This is a genomic window from Rhodococcus sp. T2V (genome assembly GCF_029269925.1).
In the GTDB taxonomy this organism is placed as follows: Bacteria; Actinomycetota; Actinomycetes; order Mycobacteriales; family Mycobacteriaceae; genus Rhodococcus_F; species Rhodococcus_F koreensis.
This window is the reverse complement of record NZ_JARJBD010000142.1, coordinates 1-18,611: the sequence shown is the minus strand read 5'-3', so window position 1 is coordinate 18,611 and position 18,611 is coordinate 1. Positions and strand designations below refer to the sequence as shown.

Annotated in this window: 21 protein-coding genes and 5 pseudogenes; 13 read left to right on the top strand and 13 right to left on the bottom strand. The window is 67.2% G+C overall.

All coding sequences use genetic code 11. The features are described from left to right. Positions 1 to 485 precede the first annotated feature (485 nt). The 3 genes and pseudogenes from P3H15_RS49815 to P3H15_RS49810 all read left to right on the top strand — a co-directional run bounded on the left by P3H15_RS49815 (position 486) and on the right by P3H15_RS49810 (position 2,380). Positions 486 to 743, top strand: a complete 258-nt coding sequence (locus P3H15_RS49815; protein WP_276144108.1) for a Rho termination factor N-terminal domain-containing protein — start codon at positions 486 to 488, stop codon at positions 741 to 743. A gap of 639 nt (positions 744 to 1,382) precedes the next feature. Continuing rightward, positions 1,383 to 1,511: pseudogene (locus P3H15_RS55650) on the top strand (CinA family protein); the annotation flags it as partial. 215 nt (positions 1,512 to 1,726) lie between these two features. Beyond that, positions 1,727 to 2,380 carry a HemK2/MTQ2 family protein methyltransferase gene (locus tag P3H15_RS49810; protein WP_276144107.1) on the top strand — a complete coding sequence of 218 codons (654 nt, stop codon included), beginning with the start codon at positions 1,727 to 1,729 and terminating at the stop codon, positions 2,378 to 2,380. A gap of 793 nt (positions 2,381 to 3,173) precedes the next feature. Here the strand turns inward: P3H15_RS49810 and P3H15_RS49805 are convergent. Further along, positions 3,174 to 3,379: pseudogene (locus tag P3H15_RS49805) on the bottom strand (hemerythrin domain-containing protein); the annotation flags it as partial. Between the two features lie 201 nt (positions 3,380 to 3,580). On the opposite strand from P3H15_RS49805, the gene P3H15_RS49800 reads away from it, so the two are divergent. Further along, on the top strand, positions 3,581 to 3,829 hold the full coding sequence (locus P3H15_RS49800; protein WP_276144106.1) for a DUF6480 family protein: 249 nt from the start codon (positions 3,581 to 3,583) through the stop codon (positions 3,827 to 3,829). Between the two features lie 218 nt (positions 3,830 to 4,047). Here P3H15_RS49800 and P3H15_RS49795 read toward each other — a convergent pair whose 3' ends face one another. Next, a complete protein-coding gene (locus P3H15_RS49795; protein WP_276144105.1) occupies positions 4,048 to 4,524 on the bottom strand; it encodes a PAS domain-containing protein in 477 nt (158 codons plus the stop codon). Positions 4,525 to 5,103: 579 nt separating this feature from the next. Here P3H15_RS49795 and P3H15_RS49790 point away from each other — a divergent pair. From P3H15_RS49790 to P3H15_RS49780, 3 genes are read left to right on the top strand one after another with little or no spacing between them, the layout of a single operon-like run. Next, positions 5,104 to 5,661 (top strand): STAS domain-containing protein, encoded by a 558-nt coding sequence (locus P3H15_RS49790; RefSeq protein WP_276144104.1) that lies wholly within the window; start codon positions 5,104 to 5,106, stop codon positions 5,659 to 5,661. Continuing rightward, positions 5,658 to 5,810, top strand: a complete 153-nt coding sequence (locus P3H15_RS49785) for a hypothetical protein (RefSeq protein ID WP_276144103.1) — start codon at positions 5,658 to 5,660, stop codon at positions 5,808 to 5,810. Before P3H15_RS49790 ends, P3H15_RS49785 begins: the two co-directional genes overlap by 4 nt. 26 nt (positions 5,811 to 5,836) lie before the next feature. Continuing rightward, the gene (locus tag P3H15_RS49780; protein ID WP_276144102.1) at positions 5,837 to 6,028 is read left to right on the top strand and encodes a hypothetical protein; all 192 of its coding nucleotides are present in this window, start codon (positions 5,837 to 5,839) and stop codon (positions 6,026 to 6,028) included. Between the two features lie 294 nt (positions 6,029 to 6,322). On the opposite strand, the gene P3H15_RS49775 is transcribed toward P3H15_RS49780, so the two are convergent. Both P3H15_RS49775 and P3H15_RS49770 read right to left on the bottom strand, forming a co-directional pair. Further along, complete coding sequence (locus P3H15_RS49775) at positions 6,323 to 7,225, bottom strand: Rieske 2Fe-2S domain-containing protein (RefSeq protein ID WP_276144101.1); 903 nt, start codon at positions 7,223 to 7,225, stop codon at positions 6,323 to 6,325. A gap of 49 nt (positions 7,226 to 7,274) precedes the next feature. Beyond that, complete coding sequence (locus P3H15_RS49770) at positions 7,275 to 8,072, bottom strand: SDR family oxidoreductase (RefSeq protein ID WP_276144110.1); 798 nt, start codon at positions 8,070 to 8,072, stop codon at positions 7,275 to 7,277. 339 nt (positions 8,073 to 8,411) lie between these two features. Between P3H15_RS49770 and P3H15_RS49765 the strand changes: the two genes are divergently transcribed. From P3H15_RS49765 to P3H15_RS49755, 3 genes and pseudogenes are all read left to right on the top strand, one after another. Then, a complete protein-coding gene (locus P3H15_RS49765; RefSeq protein WP_276144100.1) occupies positions 8,412 to 8,843 on the top strand; it encodes a hypothetical protein in 432 nt (143 codons plus the stop codon). 125 nt (positions 8,844 to 8,968) lie between these two features. Beyond that, positions 8,969 to 9,232, top strand: a pseudogene (locus tag P3H15_RS49760) (ornithine decarboxylase); the annotation flags it as partial. Positions 9,233 to 9,404: 172 nt separating this feature from the next. Then, complete coding sequence (locus P3H15_RS49755) at positions 9,405 to 9,869, top strand: DUF4383 domain-containing protein (RefSeq protein ID WP_276143884.1); 465 nt, start codon at positions 9,405 to 9,407, stop codon at positions 9,867 to 9,869. 37 nt (positions 9,870 to 9,906) lie between these two features. Here the strand turns inward: P3H15_RS49755 and P3H15_RS49750 are convergent, their stop codons facing one another. From P3H15_RS49750 to P3H15_RS49740, 3 genes are all read right to left on the bottom strand, one after another. Next, positions 9,907 to 10,317 (bottom strand): anti-sigma factor, encoded by a 411-nt coding sequence (locus P3H15_RS49750; protein WP_276144099.1) that lies wholly within the window; start codon positions 10,315 to 10,317, stop codon positions 9,907 to 9,909. 132 nt (positions 10,318 to 10,449) lie between these two features. Next, positions 10,450 to 10,911, bottom strand: coding sequence for an SRPBCC family protein (locus P3H15_RS49745; RefSeq protein WP_276144098.1), 462 nt, complete (start codon positions 10,909 to 10,911; stop codon positions 10,450 to 10,452). Between the two features lie 1,059 nt (positions 10,912 to 11,970). After that, positions 11,971 to 12,156 (bottom strand): hypothetical protein, encoded by a 186-nt coding sequence (locus P3H15_RS49740; protein ID WP_276144097.1) that lies wholly within the window; start codon positions 12,154 to 12,156, stop codon positions 11,971 to 11,973. A 312-nt stretch (positions 12,157 to 12,468) separates the two neighbouring features. On the opposite strand from P3H15_RS49740, the gene P3H15_RS49735 reads away from it, so the two are divergent. Continuing rightward, a complete protein-coding gene (locus P3H15_RS49735; RefSeq protein WP_276144096.1) occupies positions 12,469 to 13,116 on the top strand; it encodes a PAS and ANTAR domain-containing protein in 648 nt (215 codons plus the stop codon). Between the two features lie 130 nt (positions 13,117 to 13,246). Here P3H15_RS49735 and P3H15_RS49730 read toward each other — a convergent pair whose 3' ends face one another. The 4 genes and pseudogenes from P3H15_RS49730 to P3H15_RS49715 all read right to left on the bottom strand — a co-directional run bounded on the left by P3H15_RS49730 (position 13,247) and on the right by P3H15_RS49715 (position 14,669). Next, a complete protein-coding gene (locus P3H15_RS49730) occupies positions 13,247 to 13,735 on the bottom strand; it encodes a hypothetical protein (protein ID WP_276144095.1) in 489 nt (162 codons plus the stop codon). Between the two features lie 126 nt (positions 13,736 to 13,861). Continuing rightward, a pseudogene (locus tag P3H15_RS49725) lies at positions 13,862 to 14,076 on the bottom strand (DUF6480 family protein). A gap of 203 nt (positions 14,077 to 14,279) precedes the next feature. Beyond that, positions 14,280 to 14,414 (bottom strand): hypothetical protein, encoded by a 135-nt coding sequence (locus P3H15_RS49720; protein WP_276144094.1) that lies wholly within the window; start codon positions 14,412 to 14,414, stop codon positions 14,280 to 14,282. 111 nt (positions 14,415 to 14,525) lie between these two features. After that, positions 14,526 to 14,669: a transporter associated domain-containing protein gene (locus tag P3H15_RS49715; RefSeq protein ID WP_346348883.1), complete on the bottom strand. Its 144-nt coding sequence runs from the start codon at positions 14,667 to 14,669 to the stop codon at positions 14,526 to 14,528. Between the two features lie 182 nt (positions 14,670 to 14,851). Between P3H15_RS49715 and P3H15_RS49710 the strand changes: the two genes are divergently transcribed. Continuing rightward, a complete protein-coding gene (locus P3H15_RS49710) occupies positions 14,852 to 16,414 on the top strand; it encodes an FMN-binding glutamate synthase family protein (protein ID WP_276144093.1) in 1,563 nt (520 codons plus the stop codon). A gap of 302 nt (positions 16,415 to 16,716) precedes the next feature. On the opposite strand, the gene P3H15_RS49705 is transcribed toward P3H15_RS49710, so the two are convergent. Both P3H15_RS49705 and P3H15_RS49700 read right to left on the bottom strand, forming a co-directional pair. Continuing rightward, positions 16,717 to 16,890: a hypothetical protein gene (locus tag P3H15_RS49705; protein ID WP_276144092.1), complete on the bottom strand. Its 174-nt coding sequence runs from the start codon at positions 16,888 to 16,890 to the stop codon at positions 16,717 to 16,719. A 444-nt stretch (positions 16,891 to 17,334) separates the two neighbouring features. Then, positions 17,335 to 17,970, bottom strand: coding sequence for a HemK2/MTQ2 family protein methyltransferase (locus P3H15_RS49700; protein ID WP_276144109.1), 636 nt, complete (start codon positions 17,968 to 17,970; stop codon positions 17,335 to 17,337). A 383-nt stretch (positions 17,971 to 18,353) separates the two neighbouring features. On the opposite strand from P3H15_RS49700, the pseudogene P3H15_RS49695 reads away from it, so the two are divergent. Beyond that, a pseudogene (locus P3H15_RS49695) lies at positions 18,354 to 18,603 on the top strand (DUF6480 family protein). The last annotated feature ends 8 nt before the right edge of the window (positions 18,604 to 18,611 follow it).

Genomic DNA, 18,611 nt, shown 5'->3' with positions numbered 1-18,611 from the left:
CACGGCCGCAATCCCGGCCGATGCTCCCGGCATCGTGATCGCCGACGACGCGTCCGCGCTGCTTCACGGCATCACTGCGCTGCTGAAGTCTCACCGGGTCTGGGAACGCCAGGTGTGAGGTGACCCGCTAGCGCGGCCATTGCGTTCGCCGATACCGGCCCCGTCGTCGAAGCGGCGCCCACCCGCACAGGCACGGGGGATGCGCGGAGCCGGTGCGGTACTCGGCCACACGCCCGATATTGCACGCGGGCCGTTATGTGGCCCATGAGCGGTCGTCGGATACCCCTCTGGCTTGTTGCGGCGGTAGGCACGGTGCGCGTTTGGGCGCGCCCCGGGCCGAGCCGAAGGGACCGAGGGCGGTTCCACCGGGCCGCATCGATCGCGAGGGCCCGCGGTCGTCCGGGGTCACGCGCCGGCGCCCCGTGTGGTAGAGAACGGCGGTTCGGGGTATGCGGTGAGCAGCATCGACGCGAGGAGGAAGCACTATGCCGCGGTCATCGATCAAAGATGAGAAGGTGTACCAGGAAGTACGCAAGGATGGTGCGTCGAAGGAGAAGGCGGCGCGGATCGCGAACTCGGCCGCCAATCGCGGCCGGTCCAGTACCGGCCGCAAGGGCGGCAAGTCGTCGGCGTACGAGGATTGGACCGTCGACGAGCTGAAGAAGAAGGCGAAAGAGGTCGGTCTGTCGGGTTATTCATCCCAGCGAAAAGGTGAATTGATCAAGGCGCTGCGCAACCACTGACACTCCCGACCAGACGAGCGGGGGACCGATACCGCCTTCAGACGCCCCGAGAACACCCGGGGGTGTGGTGGGAGACGGCATCGGGCTCGCCGACCATGAGGACGCTGGTGCCGTCGAGGACGCCCTGCGCCGCGGCTGCGCTCCCGACGGCCGGATGGTGCTCTCTTCGCCCACCGATTGTGGAATCGGAGCGTGGTGCCGTACGGGTCATTTCGCGCTGTTGGACAACTCCAACCCGAACGTTAACGCAGCGGGAGTCCACACACGACCGGGTGCACGGTCTCGGCGCGTCGGAGCCGAAGACCGGCAGACTGCCACAAGGGAAACTACAGTCCGAGAGAGCACACCAGAGTTGGTGCGGGGGAACGAGTTGGTGGAGGCAGGATGCTCAATGTGGCGTTGTTGCTGATCGTGCTCGCGGCGGGAATAACGCGCGCGGTCACGCTCGGTCGCCGAAGCGCCCCGCCCGAGGACCGGAGCGCGCCGCATGAGCAGCTGTGACGAGAGTGCGGAACGTATTTCGGCCGCGGCGCACGATCAGCATCTCACCGTCGCGACCGCGGAATCGTTGACCAGCGGACGGATCTCGCCGTTCTCGGTGCCGCGACGTCGTCGTCCGAGGGGTCTCGGGGCAGCATCGTGGCCTCCGCACGTTCCGTGAAACACGGGCTGTTGCAGGTTCCCGAGGGCCCGGTGGTCAGTGAACCCCGTGCGCTCGCGATAGCGACGGTGGCTGAGCCGGTCGGCGCGGATGGGGTGGCCACTGGTGCCGGCGGACCGCAACCTGAGGGTGGACGACCGACGGGGACGGTGTGGTTCGGGATTTTGCCGGCGGTGCCGCTGGGACCGAACTGCGGCACGTCGACGGTGATCCGGACGGGTGGTGGAGGCGACCACCGTCGACGCGCTGTGCCTGCGGAGATGCACTCGATCGCTAGTGCGGTGCCGGGTGGTTTGGGTCTGGTAGGCGGAAGGAGTGGACGATGCTGCTGCGGATCCCGGGTGTCTATGCCCCACAGCATGATACGTGGTTACTCGCTGGCGCTCTGGCCGAGCATCTGCTGGATCCGCGCACGCGGGTCCTCGACATCTGCACCGGCACCGGGGCGCTCGCCCTGCGGGCGGCGGAACTGGGGGCGGGCAGTGTCACCGCGATCGATATTTCCCACCGCGCCGTACTCACCGCCCGGCTCAACGCTCGCGCACGCGGGTGCCCGATCCGGGTGCTGCAGGGCAGCCTGACCGGACCCGTCCGCGGGGAACGCTTCGACCTGGTGATCTCCAACCCGCCGTACGTGCCCGCCGAGGACGACCGGATTCCCGGCACCGGGATGGCGCGGGCTTGGGATGCCGGCACCGATGGGCGGACGCTGCTCGACCGAATCTGCTGCCAGGCACCGGATGTCCTCGCACCCGGGGGAATGCTGCTTCTCGCGCAGTCGGCGCTGAGCGGCGTGGACAAGACTCAGGTCATGCTCGAGGAGCAGGGCTTGCGGGACGACGTCGTGGCGCGGCGGGAGATCCCCTTCGGACCCGTCCTGACCGCACGACGCCGCATGCTCGCCGCCCGCGGGATCATTACCGCCGAGCAACGCAACGAAGAGATCGTGGTGATCCGCGGCCGGCAACACCCGTAGCCGTTCTCCGCCGCCCGGCGCACCGTGCTCTTGCCGTGGGCGAGGCCTACGGGATGGGGCCCCGCGGCCGTATCGGGTTCCCCGGTATGCGCCGACCCGCACCCCCGCGAGCCAGGTGGGGCCGCAGCGGCAACCCCGGTGGACGGTTCAGCACCGGGTCAAAGGTGGGCTGTGCGTCGTCCGGCTGTTCCTGCACCTGCATCAACGTCACCAGCCCGGCGGGGGACGGGCGACCCGGTCATCGAGACCAATAGGAACCGAAACCTCAGTGCCGCGACCGCGAGGGCTTCGCGTAGCGCGTCCAAAGAGGTTGTCGCCGGACGCGGTGCGACCGGGATTGCACGCACCCACCTGGTGTCCGCACCTGCGACGAGTAGGGCATCAGGCCGCTGCACCGGGCGCTGCTCCAGTTGGTCGCGGGAGCGGGGAGGACCCGGATCACCGCCGAGGTGCCGGAGGTGGCCAGCAGGAGATCCCACTCGGTGCCGGGCGGATCGGGCGAGATTTTCAGAGCGAGCCCGAGCACGTCCGGTACACCGGCCGGAGTTCACACTCCCCCGGACAGCCTCGCCACCACCTTCGTTGTGGTCCCCGGCTCGAGCGTCTACCACCGGGTGTGCAACTCGCTGTCTCCGGTGGCGACCAGGTCGCGTGGATGAAAGACCCAGGCACCGCCGCGCACCGCGGTGGCGACCTGAAACGGCGCCCCCACGAGTAGTGTCCGTACAGTGTCGAGGGTCCGCCCTACCCAAACCGTCAATCGCTGACCTTTCGGTCCGCGCGCGAGCCGCACCTATTTCAGGACGGCGTCGACCGTCTTCTTCAACGCCGACGGTTGGGCAGGGGAGGTGGGCGCTTTCTCCTTCAGTTCGAGCAGTTGTCACCGATCTCCTGGAGTTTCTTCCGTCCCAGCTCTTCTCGCACCTTCGGGAACCACTCCTGCTCCTCTTCTTCCATGTGGTGTTCGACGTTCTCGATCAGCACGGTGGTCTTCGCGTCGGAGGATGGGCTGATCACCAATGAGCAGCACCGCCGGCGGTGGCCGATTCCATGACAAGTCCCGAGGCTGCCGCGTGACCATTCGGCCCCGCAGCACACGCGCCGCTCACCCGTGTGGGGAACCGCGCGGGCGGGTACCCGCAGGTGACAGCCGCGCTCCCGAACGCCGAGCACGGCAGCATCCCGGGAGGGCCACCGACGATGACCGCTCAACCTCCGGACCCCGATCCGGCGAACACCCCCGATCTCGAATCCGGCGGCGGTGTACGACCCGGCTCGACCCCGCCGGACTCCGCACAGACCTCAGGATTGTCCGAACACGAACCGCGCACCAGTTGGTCGTTTCCTCCGACCGGCATTGCCACCCTGGTGGTTATCGGCGTGATCGCCGTCGTGTTCATCGCGATCGCGATCCTGCTCATCTTCGACATCGCGGGGGTCTTCGATTGACCTTTCCGTGTCCTCCGCCGGGGCTCCGCACACATCGCCGGTCACCATTCACAGGCCCTCCGGGTCGGCCAGGAAACCAAATCCTCGACCAGTGCCTTTCGCCCCACCCCCACACTGCCATTTCATAGGCTCCACCAACCACTCGGTGATGTGGAACGAGAAGGTCTCCTCGACCAACGTCACCGCCGGCTACCCGGTCACCATTGGTGTGGGATCGCTCAGGTCTCGGCCGAGATCGTCCGAGGGTCCTCGCAGAGGCCGCCGCTGCAGTCCTTCCACGTCACCGCGATCAGACGCGCGCCGCCCACGGGAACCGCCACGGCCGCCGCATGAACCCACAGCCAGTCCCCGCCGCGGTGCCGGAGCCGGAAGAACGTGGAGCGAGGGACTTTGCTGCCGTGCACCTCTCGCAGGAATCGGCGCCACCGGGGCGTGTCGGTCGGCGACAACAGCCACTCGTAGTCGCCGACCAGTTGCTCCACGCGATATCCGACGAGTGCAGCGGACGCCGGGTTGACGAAGAGCACCCGGCGGTGCTCGTCGAAGACGCACAGCGGCTGCGGCAACACCGTGAACAGGGCTTCGAGGATCTCGGTGCGGCACGGCGCGGTTGCCGAGTCGTTCGGTATGGCTGGGGTGAGGACGGGATGACCGTTCCTGGGATAGGTCACGGTGGGAACCGACTGATCTTCCACTACACGAGCTCCTCGTCGCCGCCGCGGACTGCTGAGGTTCTGTGTACCCGTACCGGCGACGGCGCTAACAGAAGAGCGCGAACGCGGGCGTCGGCACGGCGGTGACGCTGCACCGTCCTTGCAGGTGAGGAGAAGGTGTGCTGCGCCCACCCAGGATCGGCGCGGGCGTAGCGGCTCGGCCCACGAGCACCCGAACCGGCGACGGGACGGTCCGGGTGCCGAGCCGGACCGGGGCCGCGGCGGTGGCGGGGACGAGGTCGGTGTTGCGGGCCAGCTACAACACAGGTTTTCCCGACGGAATGCACCGGCCGCCGACGTCGTGTCCCACGCCTCGGGGAATCGGTTCTTCACCCCGCGCCCATCGGATGCCCCGACATTCTCAGGCATCGGGCGAGTCGGCGTGCAGGGTTTCCTTCTGCCCGACGGCGGGCTATGTTCTGAGCAGAGGTTGAGACCGCAGCCTGGTAGACACCGTCGCCGGGCAGAAGCGTCGAACAACTTTGGGGTCATCGACCCGCAAGTTGAAGCTACTTCGTTCCAGAGTGTGGTCCCGGGGCCGGTCACCGTCCGGAGGAACCCATGACCTACTTCCGCTCCGTCTTCGATTCTCAGGATCGGATGTACTCGTCGCGAGGCGGTACCGCCCGCTGGGACTACCTCGATCCCGAGGATCCCGGCTTCCGCATCGAGATCGACGAACCCGTCGGTGGACCCGCGGTGATCCGGGTGCGCGGCGACCTCGACGTGGTCACCGCCCCGGTACTGGAAGCGTGCCTCGCCGAGGCCGTGCTCACCGGCCACAGCGTCGTCGTTGACCTCCTGTACGTGCCGTTCACCGGATGCGCCGGGCTGGCCGCACTCGATGATGCCGCCAAGCGGTTGTCCGAGCAGCGATGCCGTCTGACCGTCGCCGCCCCGGCCGGCCTCCACGCGACCATGGAGCGGATCGGACTCGGCGCGGCGGCGGGCTGCTTCGAACCCGTTGCCAAAGCGTTCTCCGCCGCGCTCGAGCACTCTGGCGCACCTGCTGGTGGCGCACCGATGCTTCCCCTGCTCGACCGGCCGCGTTCGCTGCATTGCTCCCTCACACCCGTCACTCCCACCGCGGGTATCGACCGGAAAGGTACCGCCCGATGACACATCCGTCTCCCCACTCAACCCCCTCGGCGGTGTGGTCGACCGCATGGATCAAGCACCACCTCGATCGCATGGAGCACAGCGACAGCGGCACCGAGGTGGCGAACATGGAAGCGGATGCGGCACCGCCGTCGCTGAAACCCCGATGACAGTGGAAGCAACTGGGATGAATCGGATGGTGGCATTCGAAGTGCGGTGGTGCGCCCTCGGCGGCGGTCCCGCCGAGACGATTATGGCCGACTTCGGCATGGACGCCTCCGTGTTCTTGCGGCACCTGGCCGAATATCTGGAACACTCCCCGCCCACTCCTGACCGGCTCGAGCGCATGACGGCCGTGGCGCGGCGGAGGCTCTGGTTGGCCGCCTGACGAGCCTGGCAATCTGTTCTGCGATCGAACTGTCCGCCACGATGACACGGCGGTGCACTCTTCGTGGCGTCGCGCCGTCCCTCGAAAAGTCTCCATCCTCCGAGGACTGGACGGTCGACGCGCTGAAGAATCGTGCCAAGAATCCTGAATTGGATCGCTGTTCGACGCCGAACAAACAAACTCATCGACGACAGCTCAGCCGGGCGACAGCACATTGCCGACCGCGACAACAGAACACGACGAGGAGGAGCCAGCTGGGCCGACGGTGATTGTTCCGATTGCGCAGTTGTCCAATCAATTCCCGCTGGCAACGGGATTGGTGCGGAGCGTGCGCTGCTCGTCCGGTTGGCGCACCTGGATCCGTCCGTCCCGCACGCGGGCCTCGTACACCTGCTGCGGACGAGTCGCGGGACCTCGGACAACCCGGCCGTCCGCGACGCCGAAGCGACTGCCGTGCCACGGGCATTCGATGCACCCGTCGTCGAGGGCGCCGTCATGCAGCGGAGCACCCCGATGGGTGCAGCGGTTGCTCAGGGCGACGACGGTGCCCGACTGCTTCACCAGCAGCACCGACACGGTGCCGACGAGGACGGCGGCCATTTCTTTGCCGGTCAGGACCGTTTCCGGGGCCACGTCCGTCCAGTCCGAGGGCAGCGTGGAGAACGCGGTGGTGTCGACTCCGACTCCCGCGGCGTAGGACAGATGGCCACCGAGCCAGCCGCTGACCCCGAGCAGTCCCGCCCCCACCGCCGACAGGCCGATACCGACGCCGCGACGGCCGCGACGGCGTGCGGCCCACGACGCGACATATGCAGCGATTGCTGCATAGTTCGACGCCGCGTGGACTGCGCCGACCCGGCGCTCGGCGCCGAGCGTGTCGGCCCAGTCCGACGCGCCGGTGAGTGTGGCCGGCACCGCAGCAAGGGCGCCCAGCCCCACGAGTTTCGTCGCAGCCGGTCGCGCGCCCGTGCCCCCGAGGGCATCGAGGAAGCCCGCGCTGACCCACGCGCCGATAGGGACGGTGACCAGAAGTGGGTGCAGAGGGTGCCCGAGATCGGTGCCGGACAACGCATCCTTGATCCGGCCCGCCGGGAGCCATTTGTTGATCGCGGTCACGACCGCGCCCGCGGGACGGTCCAGGGTTTCAGCATGCTCGACCAGGCGCACACCTCGCTCGAGTACATTCACGTCCACCACATCCCGATTTCCTGTCGACTCGAACACTTTTCGAAGGTCTGGCACGCCGTCAGCCCGGCAGTGTCTCGCCACCCAGTGGGGCGAGCACTTCCCCCGAGTAGTAGGAGGACAGCAGACCGGAAGCGAAGAACACATAGGACGGCGCGATCTCGTCGGGCTGGGCGGCCCGCCCGTAGGGGGCCTGCTTCCCGAACTCGGCGACCTTCTCCTCGTCCATGGTCGCCGGAATCAGTGGTGTCCAGACCGGTCCGGGAGCAACACAATTGACGCGAATTCCGCGATCCAGCAAGGTCTGAGCCAACGAATACGTCAACGCCGTCACCGCACCCTTGGTCGCGGAATAGTCGATTAGCGACTTGTTCCCGCGCAATCCGTTGACCGAACCGGTGTTGATGGTGGCCGAGCCCGGGCCGAGATGCGGCACCGCCGCCTTGCTCACGTGGAAGTAGCTGTCGATGTTCACCGAGAACGTTCGCCGCCACTGCTCCTCGGACAACTCGAGGAAGTCGTCGACCGGTTCCTGGTAGGCGACATTGTTGACGACGATGTCGAGTCCGCCCAGTTCCGCGACGGTGCGGGCCACCATGTCACGGCAGTGCGCCGGCGAAGCCAGGTCGCCGGCGAAGGTGCGGCAGCGCCGCCCCTGGTTTTCGACCAGCTCGGCCGTGTGCGCCGCGTCGTCGCTCTCCTCGAGGTACGCGATGGCCACGTCGGCGCCCTCTTTCGCGAACGCCACCGCCACGGCGCGGCCGATTCCCGAGTCACCGCCGGTGACCAGCGCCCGTTTGCCTTTGAGCAAGTCGTTGCCCCGGTATGCGCGCATCTCGTCCTGCGGTTCTTCGGCCATGTCCGCGGTGCGGCCGGGATAGTCGATGGTGTGCGGTGACAGGTCCCGTGTCGGGTACCCGGCCCACAAGCGGGCAAATCGGCGGTTGTCCTGGCGGGGGGACACCGGCCGACAGTCCTATTCTTTGCCTCGGCCCCCGGGGGTAGACGGCACTGGTGTGGGCGGGGCGGTGCCCCGTGCGCACGCGTCGATCCGGAGGTACTCGATGACTCTGACCGCCACAGGCGCCACCGCAACGGGGCGGGCCGTCGCGCCGCGCCTGCCGATGTTGCGCGTTTGTTCGGCGGCGTTGCACTACCGTTCGTCGCGGTCGGTGCCATCGCGCGGCGCCGTCGCGTCATGTCCCTGCTCGAACGGTGGCAGGCGGACGCAGCCACAGTGCGGCAGATATCTGCACTGCGCGAGCGCTACGGTGAGGGACCGCTGCCGATGCGGGTATTCGGACGGGACCTTGCCGTGGTTCTCTCGGACAAGGACGTCGATGCCGTGCTGCGCACCGACGCCGTCGCCTTCACCGCTGCGAATTGCGAGAAGTCGGCTGCGCACAGTCCGTTCCAACCCAACGGGGTTCTGATTTCCCGGGGCGACCTGCGGGTTCTTCGCCGGGCCGTGAACGAGCAGGCGCTCGATACCGCGCAGCCGATGCACCACCTGGCAGGCCCGATCGCGGAGGTGATTCGGGACGAAACAGCGGAGTTGCTGCTCACGGCCCGGGCTACCGGCAGTCTCGATGCGGCCGAGTTCACGCGCTGGTGGTGGCGGCTGGTCTGACGTGTCGTGTTGGGAGAGGCCGCGCGCGACGACAACGAATTGACCGATCAGTTGTGGACGCTGCGCTCGAACGGAAACTGGTCGTTCGCTCATCCGGTCCGGCACGGACTCCGCGACAAGTTCACCCCGAAGAACTGCAGCTCGAGTCCGAGATGGCACCGGGTGATGCGATCTTCAGCACGGAGATGATCGCAGCCGATCGTGCTGCCGGACGGATCGCGGCCGAAGAGCTCACCCCGCATCCGCCGCGAATTCCGGCCGTCGTGCCCGGCGAACGACTCGACACCGCCGTCATCGACTATCTGCGCAGCGGGCACGCCGCGGGAATGACCGTGCCCGATGCCACCGATCCGACTTTGAAGACCTTGAGGGTCGTCGCGGCCGGCTGACCCGAGGTGCCGGATCACACACCGCCCATCGATCGGCTGCTGGTCGTTCAGCGACCGGTGCCGGGTGGTCGACCGACACCGCGGTGAGCGCGCACGGCTGTTTCCCGGTGGGGCACCGGGGTACCACTGGGAAACAGACATTCGAATTCTCACCGTCGAGAAAGGCACTCCCATGACTCGACCGGCCGCATCACCCACGACGCGCTCACCCCTGCAACTCGCCGCCCTGATCGTCGGGGCGGTGTTCCTCCTCGTCGGCGTCCTCGGCTTCATCCCGGGAATCACCACCGACTACGACATGCTCACCTTCGCCGGCCACCACTCCCAGGCCATGCTGCTCGGGGTGTTCGCGGTATCGATCCTGCACAACATCGTGCACCTGTTGTTCGGCGTCGCCGGTATCGCGATGTCCCGGCACGCCGACACCGCGAAACTCTTCCTCATCGGAGGCGGGATCATCTACCTCGTCCTGTGGATCTACGGCCTGCTCATCGACCAGGCCAGTGATGTGAACTTCGTGCCCGTCAACACGGCCGACAACTGGCTGCACTTCGTGCTCGGCGTCGCGATGGTTGCGCTCGGATTCCTGCTCTCCCGCACCACCGCGTCGATCGGGCCCCGAGCCGGGACACGATAAGTTCGGTTCCGCGAACATCGGCCGGCCGATGTTCGGCTCAGGTACGGCGGTGGTGGTATTTGATGAACGCCACCACAACTTCGCGCTCGCCCGCCGTCGCCCCCAGCAGGTCGGTGGTCAGCACGCGGTCGGTCACTGCATCGAGTGAACGCCACCTCGCACCGGGGTACCGCGGAAGGCCTCGGCGCGAGGTGACCGCAGTGGTCAGCAGGAAGGCAAACCCCGACACCTCGAACGAACAGCGCAGCGAAGAACCGAGCGTCGCCGCGCCGATCAGCGCAGCGCCCACCTCGTCGACCGCGTGGGTGATGTCCTCGATCTCGGTGAGCAGGAAGCCGCGCCGGTGGGCCAACGTCCGCGCCACCACCCGAATGATCGGCAACTGGTCCCGGGCCGCCGCGACCCGCAACTCCGTGGCGGTCTGCGGTCCGGCGCTCACCCTGCTCACCGCCATCTCCGCCCGCCCCCTGTATTGAGCTGGGTACGCCTAACGCTGCGCCCCCAGTCTCCTTTCCGCCCGGACTGCCTGGATTGTTCGGAAGCTACTGCAGCGCAGTATCATCACGAGATCCCGGTCGAGTCAAGGGGTCGGTCGGTCGACCTCGCCGCGCCATCCACCGCTCTCGTTTCCGCGGTGTTCGATGAACTCCTTGAACTTCTTCATGTCGGCCTTGACTCGGTGGCCGAGAACGCCAAGCTTGTCAGCGGCGCTCTCCACGAATCCTTCTGGGTCGACGTCCATCTGGGCGGTCACCCGAGTCTTCTCGTCGTCGAGTCGGTGGAAGGTGATGACCCCGGCGTGGTTGGGACCGGAATCGGAATTCCAGGCCACTCGTTCGTCCGGGTGCTGCTCGGTGATGGTGGCGTCGAACTCGCGGACCTGCCCCGCCACATCGATCACCCAGTGCACGTGCGTGTCGTCGAGTTGGCGGATCTCCCGAACCCCCTCCATGAACTGTGGAAAGGATTCGAATTGTGTCCACTGGTCGTACACGACCCGGATCGGGACATCGACATCGATGGCTTCGGTGATTGTGCTCATGACGACCGCTTACCCGATACCCCCGGATCCAACACCGATCCGTGCCGGCATCCTCGGCCCCGCCGACCAAACAGGCAGGGCACCCATACTTTCGCGGCACACGACGGCTCCGCAGACCAGCGCCGATCCGCGGAGCCGCGCCCAGCTGCCGGGCAGGGCGAACTGGGCTGTTTCAGCGGTTATCCCTGCGGCGCCTTTCTTACCCCCACACCGCGGAGCAGGTTTCGGCGAAATCGCGTGCGAAAGAACCTTCCCTGTCCTGCCATTGCGACCGGTCGCGTCTACCGTTCGTACGGCTTGTGGCCCACACAGACCTCCCGGCGACAGGCCTGCATCGATGTGGCGGTTACCGCTCTCCGTGAAGGGCATTCGGGTCGACAGGAGCAGCTCGTGCGCTTGACGGTTGTCGTGATCGGCACGACCGGCATATCGGAACCAGTGTCGAGCCGCCAATCGCAATTGCCGAGACCGTCGGCGTCGCACGCCGACCGAGTAACTGGAACGCATCGCGAACAACGGTCCTGACCGCCGACGCGGCCCACGCTCCATGAACGAGGTCGTGCGCGGCGCGAACGTCGTGGTCCATCTCGCGTGTTTATTCCAGCCCACCCACCGGCTGCTTCACCGTCACGCCGGCGTTCTTCGTCACCGGCAGCGTGACGGTGAAGTAACCGAGCATGAGCAGGCACCGGAACCGCGACTTCGGCTGGTCGTCCCACCTCCGGCAGGCAGTCGGTCGAGGCCGCGAACACCGGCTGCGGAGCCCGCCACACATCCCTCCGCATCCACTGTCGTGGAACAACAGTCGGCCGCCTGCTGCCCACTCCACCACACCGGGAACTCTGCCATGAGCACGCGACACCTGAGCACTGACCACGCGGAGATCCGCGCTGCGCAGCTGAGCACGCGCATGTCACAGTTCGCGGCAGTGTCACCGGATCCGGAGGCAGTTGTGTCGGGCACTGTAACCGGACTGATCTGCGGGTCCCGCGCCGAACCCGGACGAGGACTCCACCGCAGCACCGAGTCCCCGCCACCGCTTCCCGGCAGGGGGACCGGCTATGCGGTGGTGAGGTCGGGGAGGTCGGCATCGAGAAGGAAGTCGAGCCAGCTGATCGCGGCGCCCAGGTGCGCGCTGATCACCCCGGCAATCGCATCGACGACCCACCCGAGCACCCCGCCGTAGTCCGGCCGGCCTCCGGCGGGGTGCGGTGCATCTAGCACACGGACCTCGCCGCCCGCCATCTACACAAACGTCCAGGTAGGAATTGCGGCCGCATTGATGGACGACCATCCAATACGTCATCAGCGCACTCGTCAGGACTGGGTGAGCGACTCGTCGAACCGTGAAACCAACTCCGAGGGGATCACGGTTTCCGGTGTTCCCCTCCAGCCCGGGACTGACGTTCTCCTCCCCGCTTGCTGCTCGACCGCCCTCGGATCCTCCGGATGCGGATCGACGGGTGAGATCCTCGATGCCCCGGCGCTGCCCACGAGTTCCGTCACCACCCGACGCCCGCGCAACACTCCAGCTACCCATGCGCTAGAAAATAGGGCGTGAATTCAGAACAGGTGTTCGGCGGCGGTGCGCCGCAGCGAGTGGGCAGCTTCCGCTTCTTTTTGGACGGGCAACGGTGGGAATGGTCCGACACCGTCGCACAGATGCACGGCTACCGGCCCGGCGAGGTCACCCCGACCACCGAACTGCTGCTCTCCCACAAACACCCCGAGGACCACCCGCACGTCGCCCGGGTCCTGGACCGGATGATCAACGACGCCGAACCCTTCAGCAGCAAACACCGCATCATCGACACCACCGGCACAATCCACCAGGTCGTGGTCGTCGGCGACCGCATGCACGACGACACCGGCGCCGTGATCGGCACCACCGGTTTCTACATCGACATCACCGACTCCCACCGCAACGACGTCAAAGACTCCGTCGACGAAACCGTCGCCGCCCTCGAACAATCCCGGGCGGTGATCGAACAGGCCAAGGGGGCGCTGATGCTGGTCTACGGCATCCCCGCCGACCGCGCGTTCGACATCCTCACCTGGCGCTCCCAGGAAACGAACACCCGGCTCCGCACCCTCGCCGAACGGATCGTCGCCGCATTCGGTGAGCTCGAACCCGACACCGGCCTGCGCACCCGGTTCGATCACCTGCTGCTCACCGCCCACCAACGCGCTTCGCGCACCACATAGGCACACACGGCACGAGATCGACCGGCGGTTTTCCCATCTGGGAGCTCGACACCCGCGAACCTGGGCCGACACGTATTCACCGCACGAAAACGCCCCGGCCCGACACACTTTCCGAGCCTGGATGCGCCTTCTACACGGCAGCCATGTCGGGTGGGTCGGGAAGGTCGACGTCGAGAACGAAGTCCAGCCAGATCAGGGCGTCGGCCAAGATTTCCGCGCGCAGGGTGATGTCGAATTGTTCGGCGGCCGTGAGCGATTTCTCCCCCTCCACCACATCCTCGACAAGGAACGCCGAGACCGTCCGCAACACCCACCGCTCCGACGCCGGCAGAGCGTCGCCGTCGACGTACCGACCGTCCGTGAAGCGGACGTCGAGGATCAACGTCTCATCGGGACCCGCGGCGCCCAGCCGCGCGACGATGACGCCGGCGGTGGCGTCGACGACCCAGGCGAGGACATCGCCGTATACCGGCCGACCCCCGGTCGGGTGCAGCTCGGCGCACACCCGGGAGATCTCGCACGAGAATCCGGCGGCGTTCCGGTCGCCGACCAGTTGCAGCAGGCGACCACCGAGAGTCGCGGCCGACGAGCTGGTGGGGTTGCCTGCGTTCGATCCCATACCCGAGAGTGCCCGGGCCCGGGTCCCATCACGCAGACCAGCCGGTACGTACGGGCCTCGAACAGCGGGACGTGTCCCCTTGGAGCCGCACCGAGTCACGGAGCGACTTCACCACTACTCGGGAGTTCAGTCGAAGACCCCGACGATGTCGAGCACCAGCAGAACCGCGATCGCCACGAACACCACAACGATCACACGATGACCACCATGGCGGCAATACCGGTGGGCGGGAACGACCAGCTGGTGCGCGGCTCGTGCTCGGACAGCCCCGACGTCTGTGCGGCATCCGGCGGGGTCGAACCCGGTGGAACACCGCCGCCCGGTCAGATTTGCCCGGACAGTCGCGCTGGTCAGTCACTTGTTACGGTCACGGCGGCAACAACGACCGTCCGCATCGCGGCACACCCTGTCGCCGACACACACCACAAATCTGCGACGGGTGCGCGTACGCAGTATGCTCCCGGCGATCGCCGGCGCCATCCGTCTCCTTCGCGCATCGCCGGTCAGGAAGCAGAACGTGGTGCGACAGATGAGTCTCGTCCAATCAATCGACATCCCAGTCGTGCAGGCGGATCGCTGCTCCGGCGACGTCGCCCATGACGAGATCGGCAGAGCCAGGCGCCGGCGGCGACCAGCTGACGAGTCCGGGGTACCTCTTCAGATCGCGCGGTCGATTCATCAACTCGACCGTCGCGGACGATCCCGGTAGCAGCGAGGCCCTTCCGGTGCTACCGGTCGGGGTGGGTGACTCGGACGCGGGTGATACGGCGACCGTCGAGGGCGGTGACGGTCAGGCGGTGCCCCTGTAAGTCGATGCAGTCCCCGAGTACGGGATGCGTTGGAGCCGATGCAGCACAAACCCGGCCACGGTGTCGTAGGGCCCGTCGGACAACGTGATGCAGGGGACGGTGTCGAAGTCCTCGATCATCAGCATCCCGTCCACCTGGTGCCAGGCCCGACCGTCCGATCCGGTCGATCCGGTTCCGGTGACCGATGGGGTGGGAGCCTCGTAGTCGTCGCGGGCTGCCTCGCTGACCGACGGAGGAGACCGTCGGGAGGACGCGGGTCGGCGGCGAAACGTCTCTGTCGGCTCCGCACCGGAAGTACCGTGGCGGAATGAGGTGGTCCACAGCCTTCGCCGGTGCCGCGGTCGCCGCGGTCGCCTCCTACGACCTGCTTCAGCGCCGGCATGCACTGTTGCGGAATTTCCCCGTGATCGGGCACGGCCGATATCTGCTGGAGTCGATCGGCCCCGAACTGCGTCAGTACATCACCACCGGCAACGACGAGGAGCGTCCGTTCAGCCGTGACCAGCGCCGGTGGGTGTACGCGTCGGCGAAGCGGGAGACCAACACCTTCGGGTTCGGCACCGACAACGACATCGAGTTCACCGACGGGTACACGATCGTCAAACACCGCACGTTCTCCCAGGTGCCTCCGTCGGCGCGGCCGCACTCCGGCGAACAGGTCGATATCCCGTCGGCGAAGGTGCTCGGCGCGGCCCGCGGCCGGGCGAAAGCCTTCCGTCCCGCCTCGTTCGTCAACATCTCCGCGATGAGCTTCGGCTCGTTGTCGTCCGCGGCCGTCACGGCGCTCAACCGCGGCGCGGCGGACGCGGGATGCCTCCACAACACCGGAGAGGGGGGACTGTCGAAATATCACCGGAACGGCGCCGACCTCGTCTTCCAGATCGGCACTGCATACTTCGGCTGCCGCGACGGCGAGGGACGATTCGATCTCGACCGGCTCGTCGCACTGGTCGAGTCGGCGCCGGTGAAAGCAATCGAAGTCAAGCTCAGCCAGGGCGCCAAACCAGGACTCGGCGGCCTGCTCCCGGGAGCGAAGGTGACGGCCGAGATCGCAGAGATGCGCGGCATCCCCGAGGGACGTGACTGCGTCAGCCCCTCCCGGCACACCGCGTTCCACGACATCGACAGCATGCTGGACTGGGTCGAACTCGTCGCCCGGGAGACGGGCCTGCCGGTGGGCATCAAATCGGCCGTCGGCGACCCGACGTTCTGGGACCTGCTGGTGGACGCGATGCGCACGTCCGACCGCGGAGTCGACTTTGTCACCATCGACGGCGGTGAAGGTGGAACCGGCGCCGCCCCACTGGTGTTCACCGACGCGGTATCGCTGCCCTTCCGCAGTGGATTCGCTCGGGTGTATTCACGATTCGCGGAGGCCGGTCTGACAGACGAGGTCACTTTCATCGGCTCGGGCAAGCTCGGACTGCCCGACAACGCGGTCGCCGCGATGGCACTGGGGTGCGACATGGTCAACATCGCACGTGAACCCATGCTCGCCGTCGGCTGTATCCAGGCGCAGAAATGCCACACCGACCGCTGTCCCACCGGCGTCGCCACCCAGAACACCTGGCTCGAACGAGGCCTCGACGTCGAGTCGAAGTCCGTCCGAGTGTCGAACTACCTGCGCGCCCTGCGTCGGGACGTGTTCAAGGTGGCCGAGGCGTGCGGTGTCGCGCATCCCGGACTGATCACCTCGGCGGATGTCGAGGTGGCGGACGGCAACCGGCGCTCGGTCACCCTCGGTGACCTGTACGGCTACCGGCCGGACTGGGGACTGCCCGGGCCGGCGGACCGCGACGACATCACCCGGCTGATGACCGACACCACCGACGCCGACGGCGCCAGTCCCGGGGGCACCTCCATCCCTTGACACCGGCTGCACAACACACCTCGACTATCTCATCGACAACACCGCCCGATCGGCCATCACCCCCAGGAGGGGCCGCCACCGTGACCCTCGGCGCCCTCAGCAGCGCCGCCATCGGCAGGGTCGTCGGCAGCATGTCACGATCGTGATCGGTCGAGCAATGATGGGTAACAACGACCACACGAACGACGATCCAGGCACGGTGACCGGTTCACCCGGGGAAGAAAAGCACCTTCCGCCGCTTCGATCCGGGCACCGCACGAACACACCCCTGGGGGGTGTATCCGCAACGAGGACACCCAAGTTCAGTGCTTGAACAGGCGCTTGAATTTCTCGGCAGCCTTCTTCGCCTTCGCTCTTCTCCGATCGGCCTTCCCGATCCGCTGCAACTGGTCGTCGCCGGTGGCGCGGCCGAGCTTCGCCCGTGACGTCCCCACCGCATGCTGTGTGGCGTTCTTGGCCCTCTTGACGATTCCCATCGCCCACTCCTTCGTAGTCGGCGCGCATATCCGAACCCCGCATGCCGGCCCGCTACAACCGAGATTGCCCGTCGCCCATCTACTCAAACACCTCACGAGCCCCGCAATCGCAGGCCAGAATTCCAGGTCAACGCCTGCGCCTCTATGGCACCGTCGAAGACGGTGCACCTGTCCGACCTCCGACAACGATCCCTCGGGAACCGCGAGGGTCTGCACGACCGGCAGCCGCTCGAACGCCGCGTCCACCCGAAGATGCACCAGCACAACGTACTTCACCTGCATACACCAATCTCATAGCCCTCGGCCGGTGAGCCCCGAATCGGTGCCCACCGGCATCGTCCGGCTGGTCGGGAGCGCACCCGACACCGCGAAACTCAATCGAGGGCCGAACCGTCCGAGCACCCCACTTGGGAACTGGGTGTGCGGGGTTGAGACGGGCGACCGTCACTGCGTGGCGCGCAGCACGACGATCTCCTCGCTCCGCTGCCCGGGCTCGATCAGGCGCATATTCTCGAGCATCGACCGCCGTGCCATCAGGACCTTCCCGAACGCAATGGTCTGCTGTGCCGCGATCTCCACTCGCAACCCCTGCTCCTCGAGCATGATGTAAGTCTTCTCGACGTCGCTGAGGACGGACTGAACGAGGAGCAACGCACCGTGATCGGCGAGCACCTCGGGCGCCTGCATACAGATCCGGTCGAGGAGGGCGCGCCCGTCCCGGCCCGCATCCCATGCCCGGGCGATACCGCCGCCGGGCAGCGTGGCCTCGGCAGCGGGCACATACGGTGGGTTCGACACCACCAGGTCGAACCGCTCGTCCCGCACCGGAGTAAGCAGGTCCCCGCGGCGCAGCACCAGCGACCGGCGGCGCACAGCGACATTTGCCCACGCCGACACCAGCGCCCGACGGGAGATATCAACGGCCGTCACCCGACCGGCACCCTGCTCGGCGGCGCACACCGCGAGCGCCCCGGTGCCGGTGCACAGGTCGAGCACCCTCGTCCGCGGCCCCACCGACACGCTCCGCAGCACCGAGGCCAGCAGCCAGGTGTCCTCCTGCGGCGGATACACCCCGGGCAGCGGATCAGTCTCGGGGTCGGACCGTCGCGGCCGGATGCGGAGGCGGAGGCAGTCCCGGGCAGCGATCGCGTCTGGACCGTTCGCGCCTCGTCTCCGACCTCCCGTAACACCATGCGGTGGTCCTACCTGTCCGCTCGTGGGCCGGTGCCGTTCCCAGCAGTCGAGCTCGTCACCTCCTCCGACTACCCCAGGCGCACCCGCAGGAAAAGGGACCCGGATTCCCCTCACCCACCGGGCTGCGGTCGGTCAGGCAGACCCGACCGAATCGTCACCGGCGCCGGCAGGACTCACCCACCGTGTGGGCTCCGAGAATCCGGATCCCCGGATGCCACACTCGGCCGCACCACACCCTCGAGCCGGCACCACTCCGTCAGGACTGTTCCATGACCGCTCAACCTCCCGGACCCCGATCCGGCGAACACTCCCGATCTCGAGGCCGCCGGCGGGGTCCGGCCCGGCACAACTCCGCCGGAGGCCTCCCAGACCTCCGGACTGTCCGCACCCGAACCTCGCACCAGTCGGTCGTTTCCACCGACCGGCGTCGCCACCATGGTGGTCGTCGGTGTGATCGTAGTCGTGTTCGTGGCGATCGCGATCCTGCTCGTCCTCAACATCGTGGGCGTCTTCGATTGAGTTCCCCG

What these genes read in the sequence shown, in the direction of transcription:
- P3H15_RS49815 (WP_276144108.1), top strand. Translation starts at nt 486, where the DNA reads ATGCCGCGGTCATCGATCAAAGATGAGAAGGTGTACCAGGAAGTACGC.
- P3H15_RS49810 (WP_276144107.1), top strand. Translation starts at nt 1,727, where the DNA reads ATGCTGCTGCGGATCCCGGGTGTCTATGCCCCACAGCATGATACGTGG.
- P3H15_RS49800 (WP_276144106.1), top strand. Translation starts at nt 3,581, where the DNA reads ATGACCGCTCAACCTCCGGACCCCGATCCGGCGAACACCCCCGATCTC.
- P3H15_RS49790 (WP_276144104.1), top strand. Translation starts at nt 5,104, where the DNA reads ATGACCTACTTCCGCTCCGTCTTCGATTCTCAGGATCGGATGTACTCG.
- P3H15_RS49785 (WP_276144103.1), top strand. Translation starts at nt 5,658, where the DNA reads ATGACACATCCGTCTCCCCACTCAACCCCCTCGGCGGTGTGGTCGACC.
- P3H15_RS49780 (WP_276144102.1), top strand. Translation starts at nt 5,837, where the DNA reads ATGGTGGCATTCGAAGTGCGGTGGTGCGCCCTCGGCGGCGGTCCCGCC.
- P3H15_RS49770 (WP_276144110.1), bottom strand. Translation starts at nt 8,072, where the DNA reads ATGGCCGAAGAACCGCAGGACGAGATGCGCGCATACCGGGGCAACGAC.
- P3H15_RS49765 (WP_276144100.1), top strand. Translation starts at nt 8,412, where the DNA reads ATGTCCCTGCTCGAACGGTGGCAGGCGGACGCAGCCACAGTGCGGCAG.
- P3H15_RS49755 (WP_276143884.1), top strand. Translation starts at nt 9,405, where the DNA reads ATGACTCGACCGGCCGCATCACCCACGACGCGCTCACCCCTGCAACTC.
- P3H15_RS49745 (WP_276144098.1), bottom strand. Translation starts at nt 10,911, where the DNA reads ATGAGCACAATCACCGAAGCCATCGATGTCGATGTCCCGATCCGGGTC.
- P3H15_RS49740 (WP_276144097.1), bottom strand. Translation starts at nt 12,156, where the DNA reads ATGGCGGGCGGCGAGGTCCGTGTGCTAGATGCACCGCACCCCGCCGGA.
- P3H15_RS49730 (WP_276144095.1), bottom strand. Translation starts at nt 13,735, where the DNA reads ATGGGATCGAACGCAGGCAACCCCACCAGCTCGTCGGCCGCGACTCTC.
- P3H15_RS49720 (WP_276144094.1), bottom strand. Translation starts at nt 14,414, where the DNA reads ATGAATCGACCGCGCGATCTGAAGAGGTACCCCGGACTCGTCAGCTGG.
- P3H15_RS49715 (WP_346348883.1), bottom strand. Translation starts at nt 14,669, where the DNA reads ATGCTGATGATCGAGGACTTCGACACCGTCCCCTGCATCACGTTGTCC.
- P3H15_RS49710 (WP_276144093.1), top strand. Translation starts at nt 14,852, where the DNA reads ATGAGGTGGTCCACAGCCTTCGCCGGTGCCGCGGTCGCCGCGGTCGCC.
- P3H15_RS49705 (WP_276144092.1), bottom strand. Translation starts at nt 16,890, where the DNA reads ATGGGAATCGTCAAGAGGGCCAAGAACGCCACACAGCATGCGGTGGGG.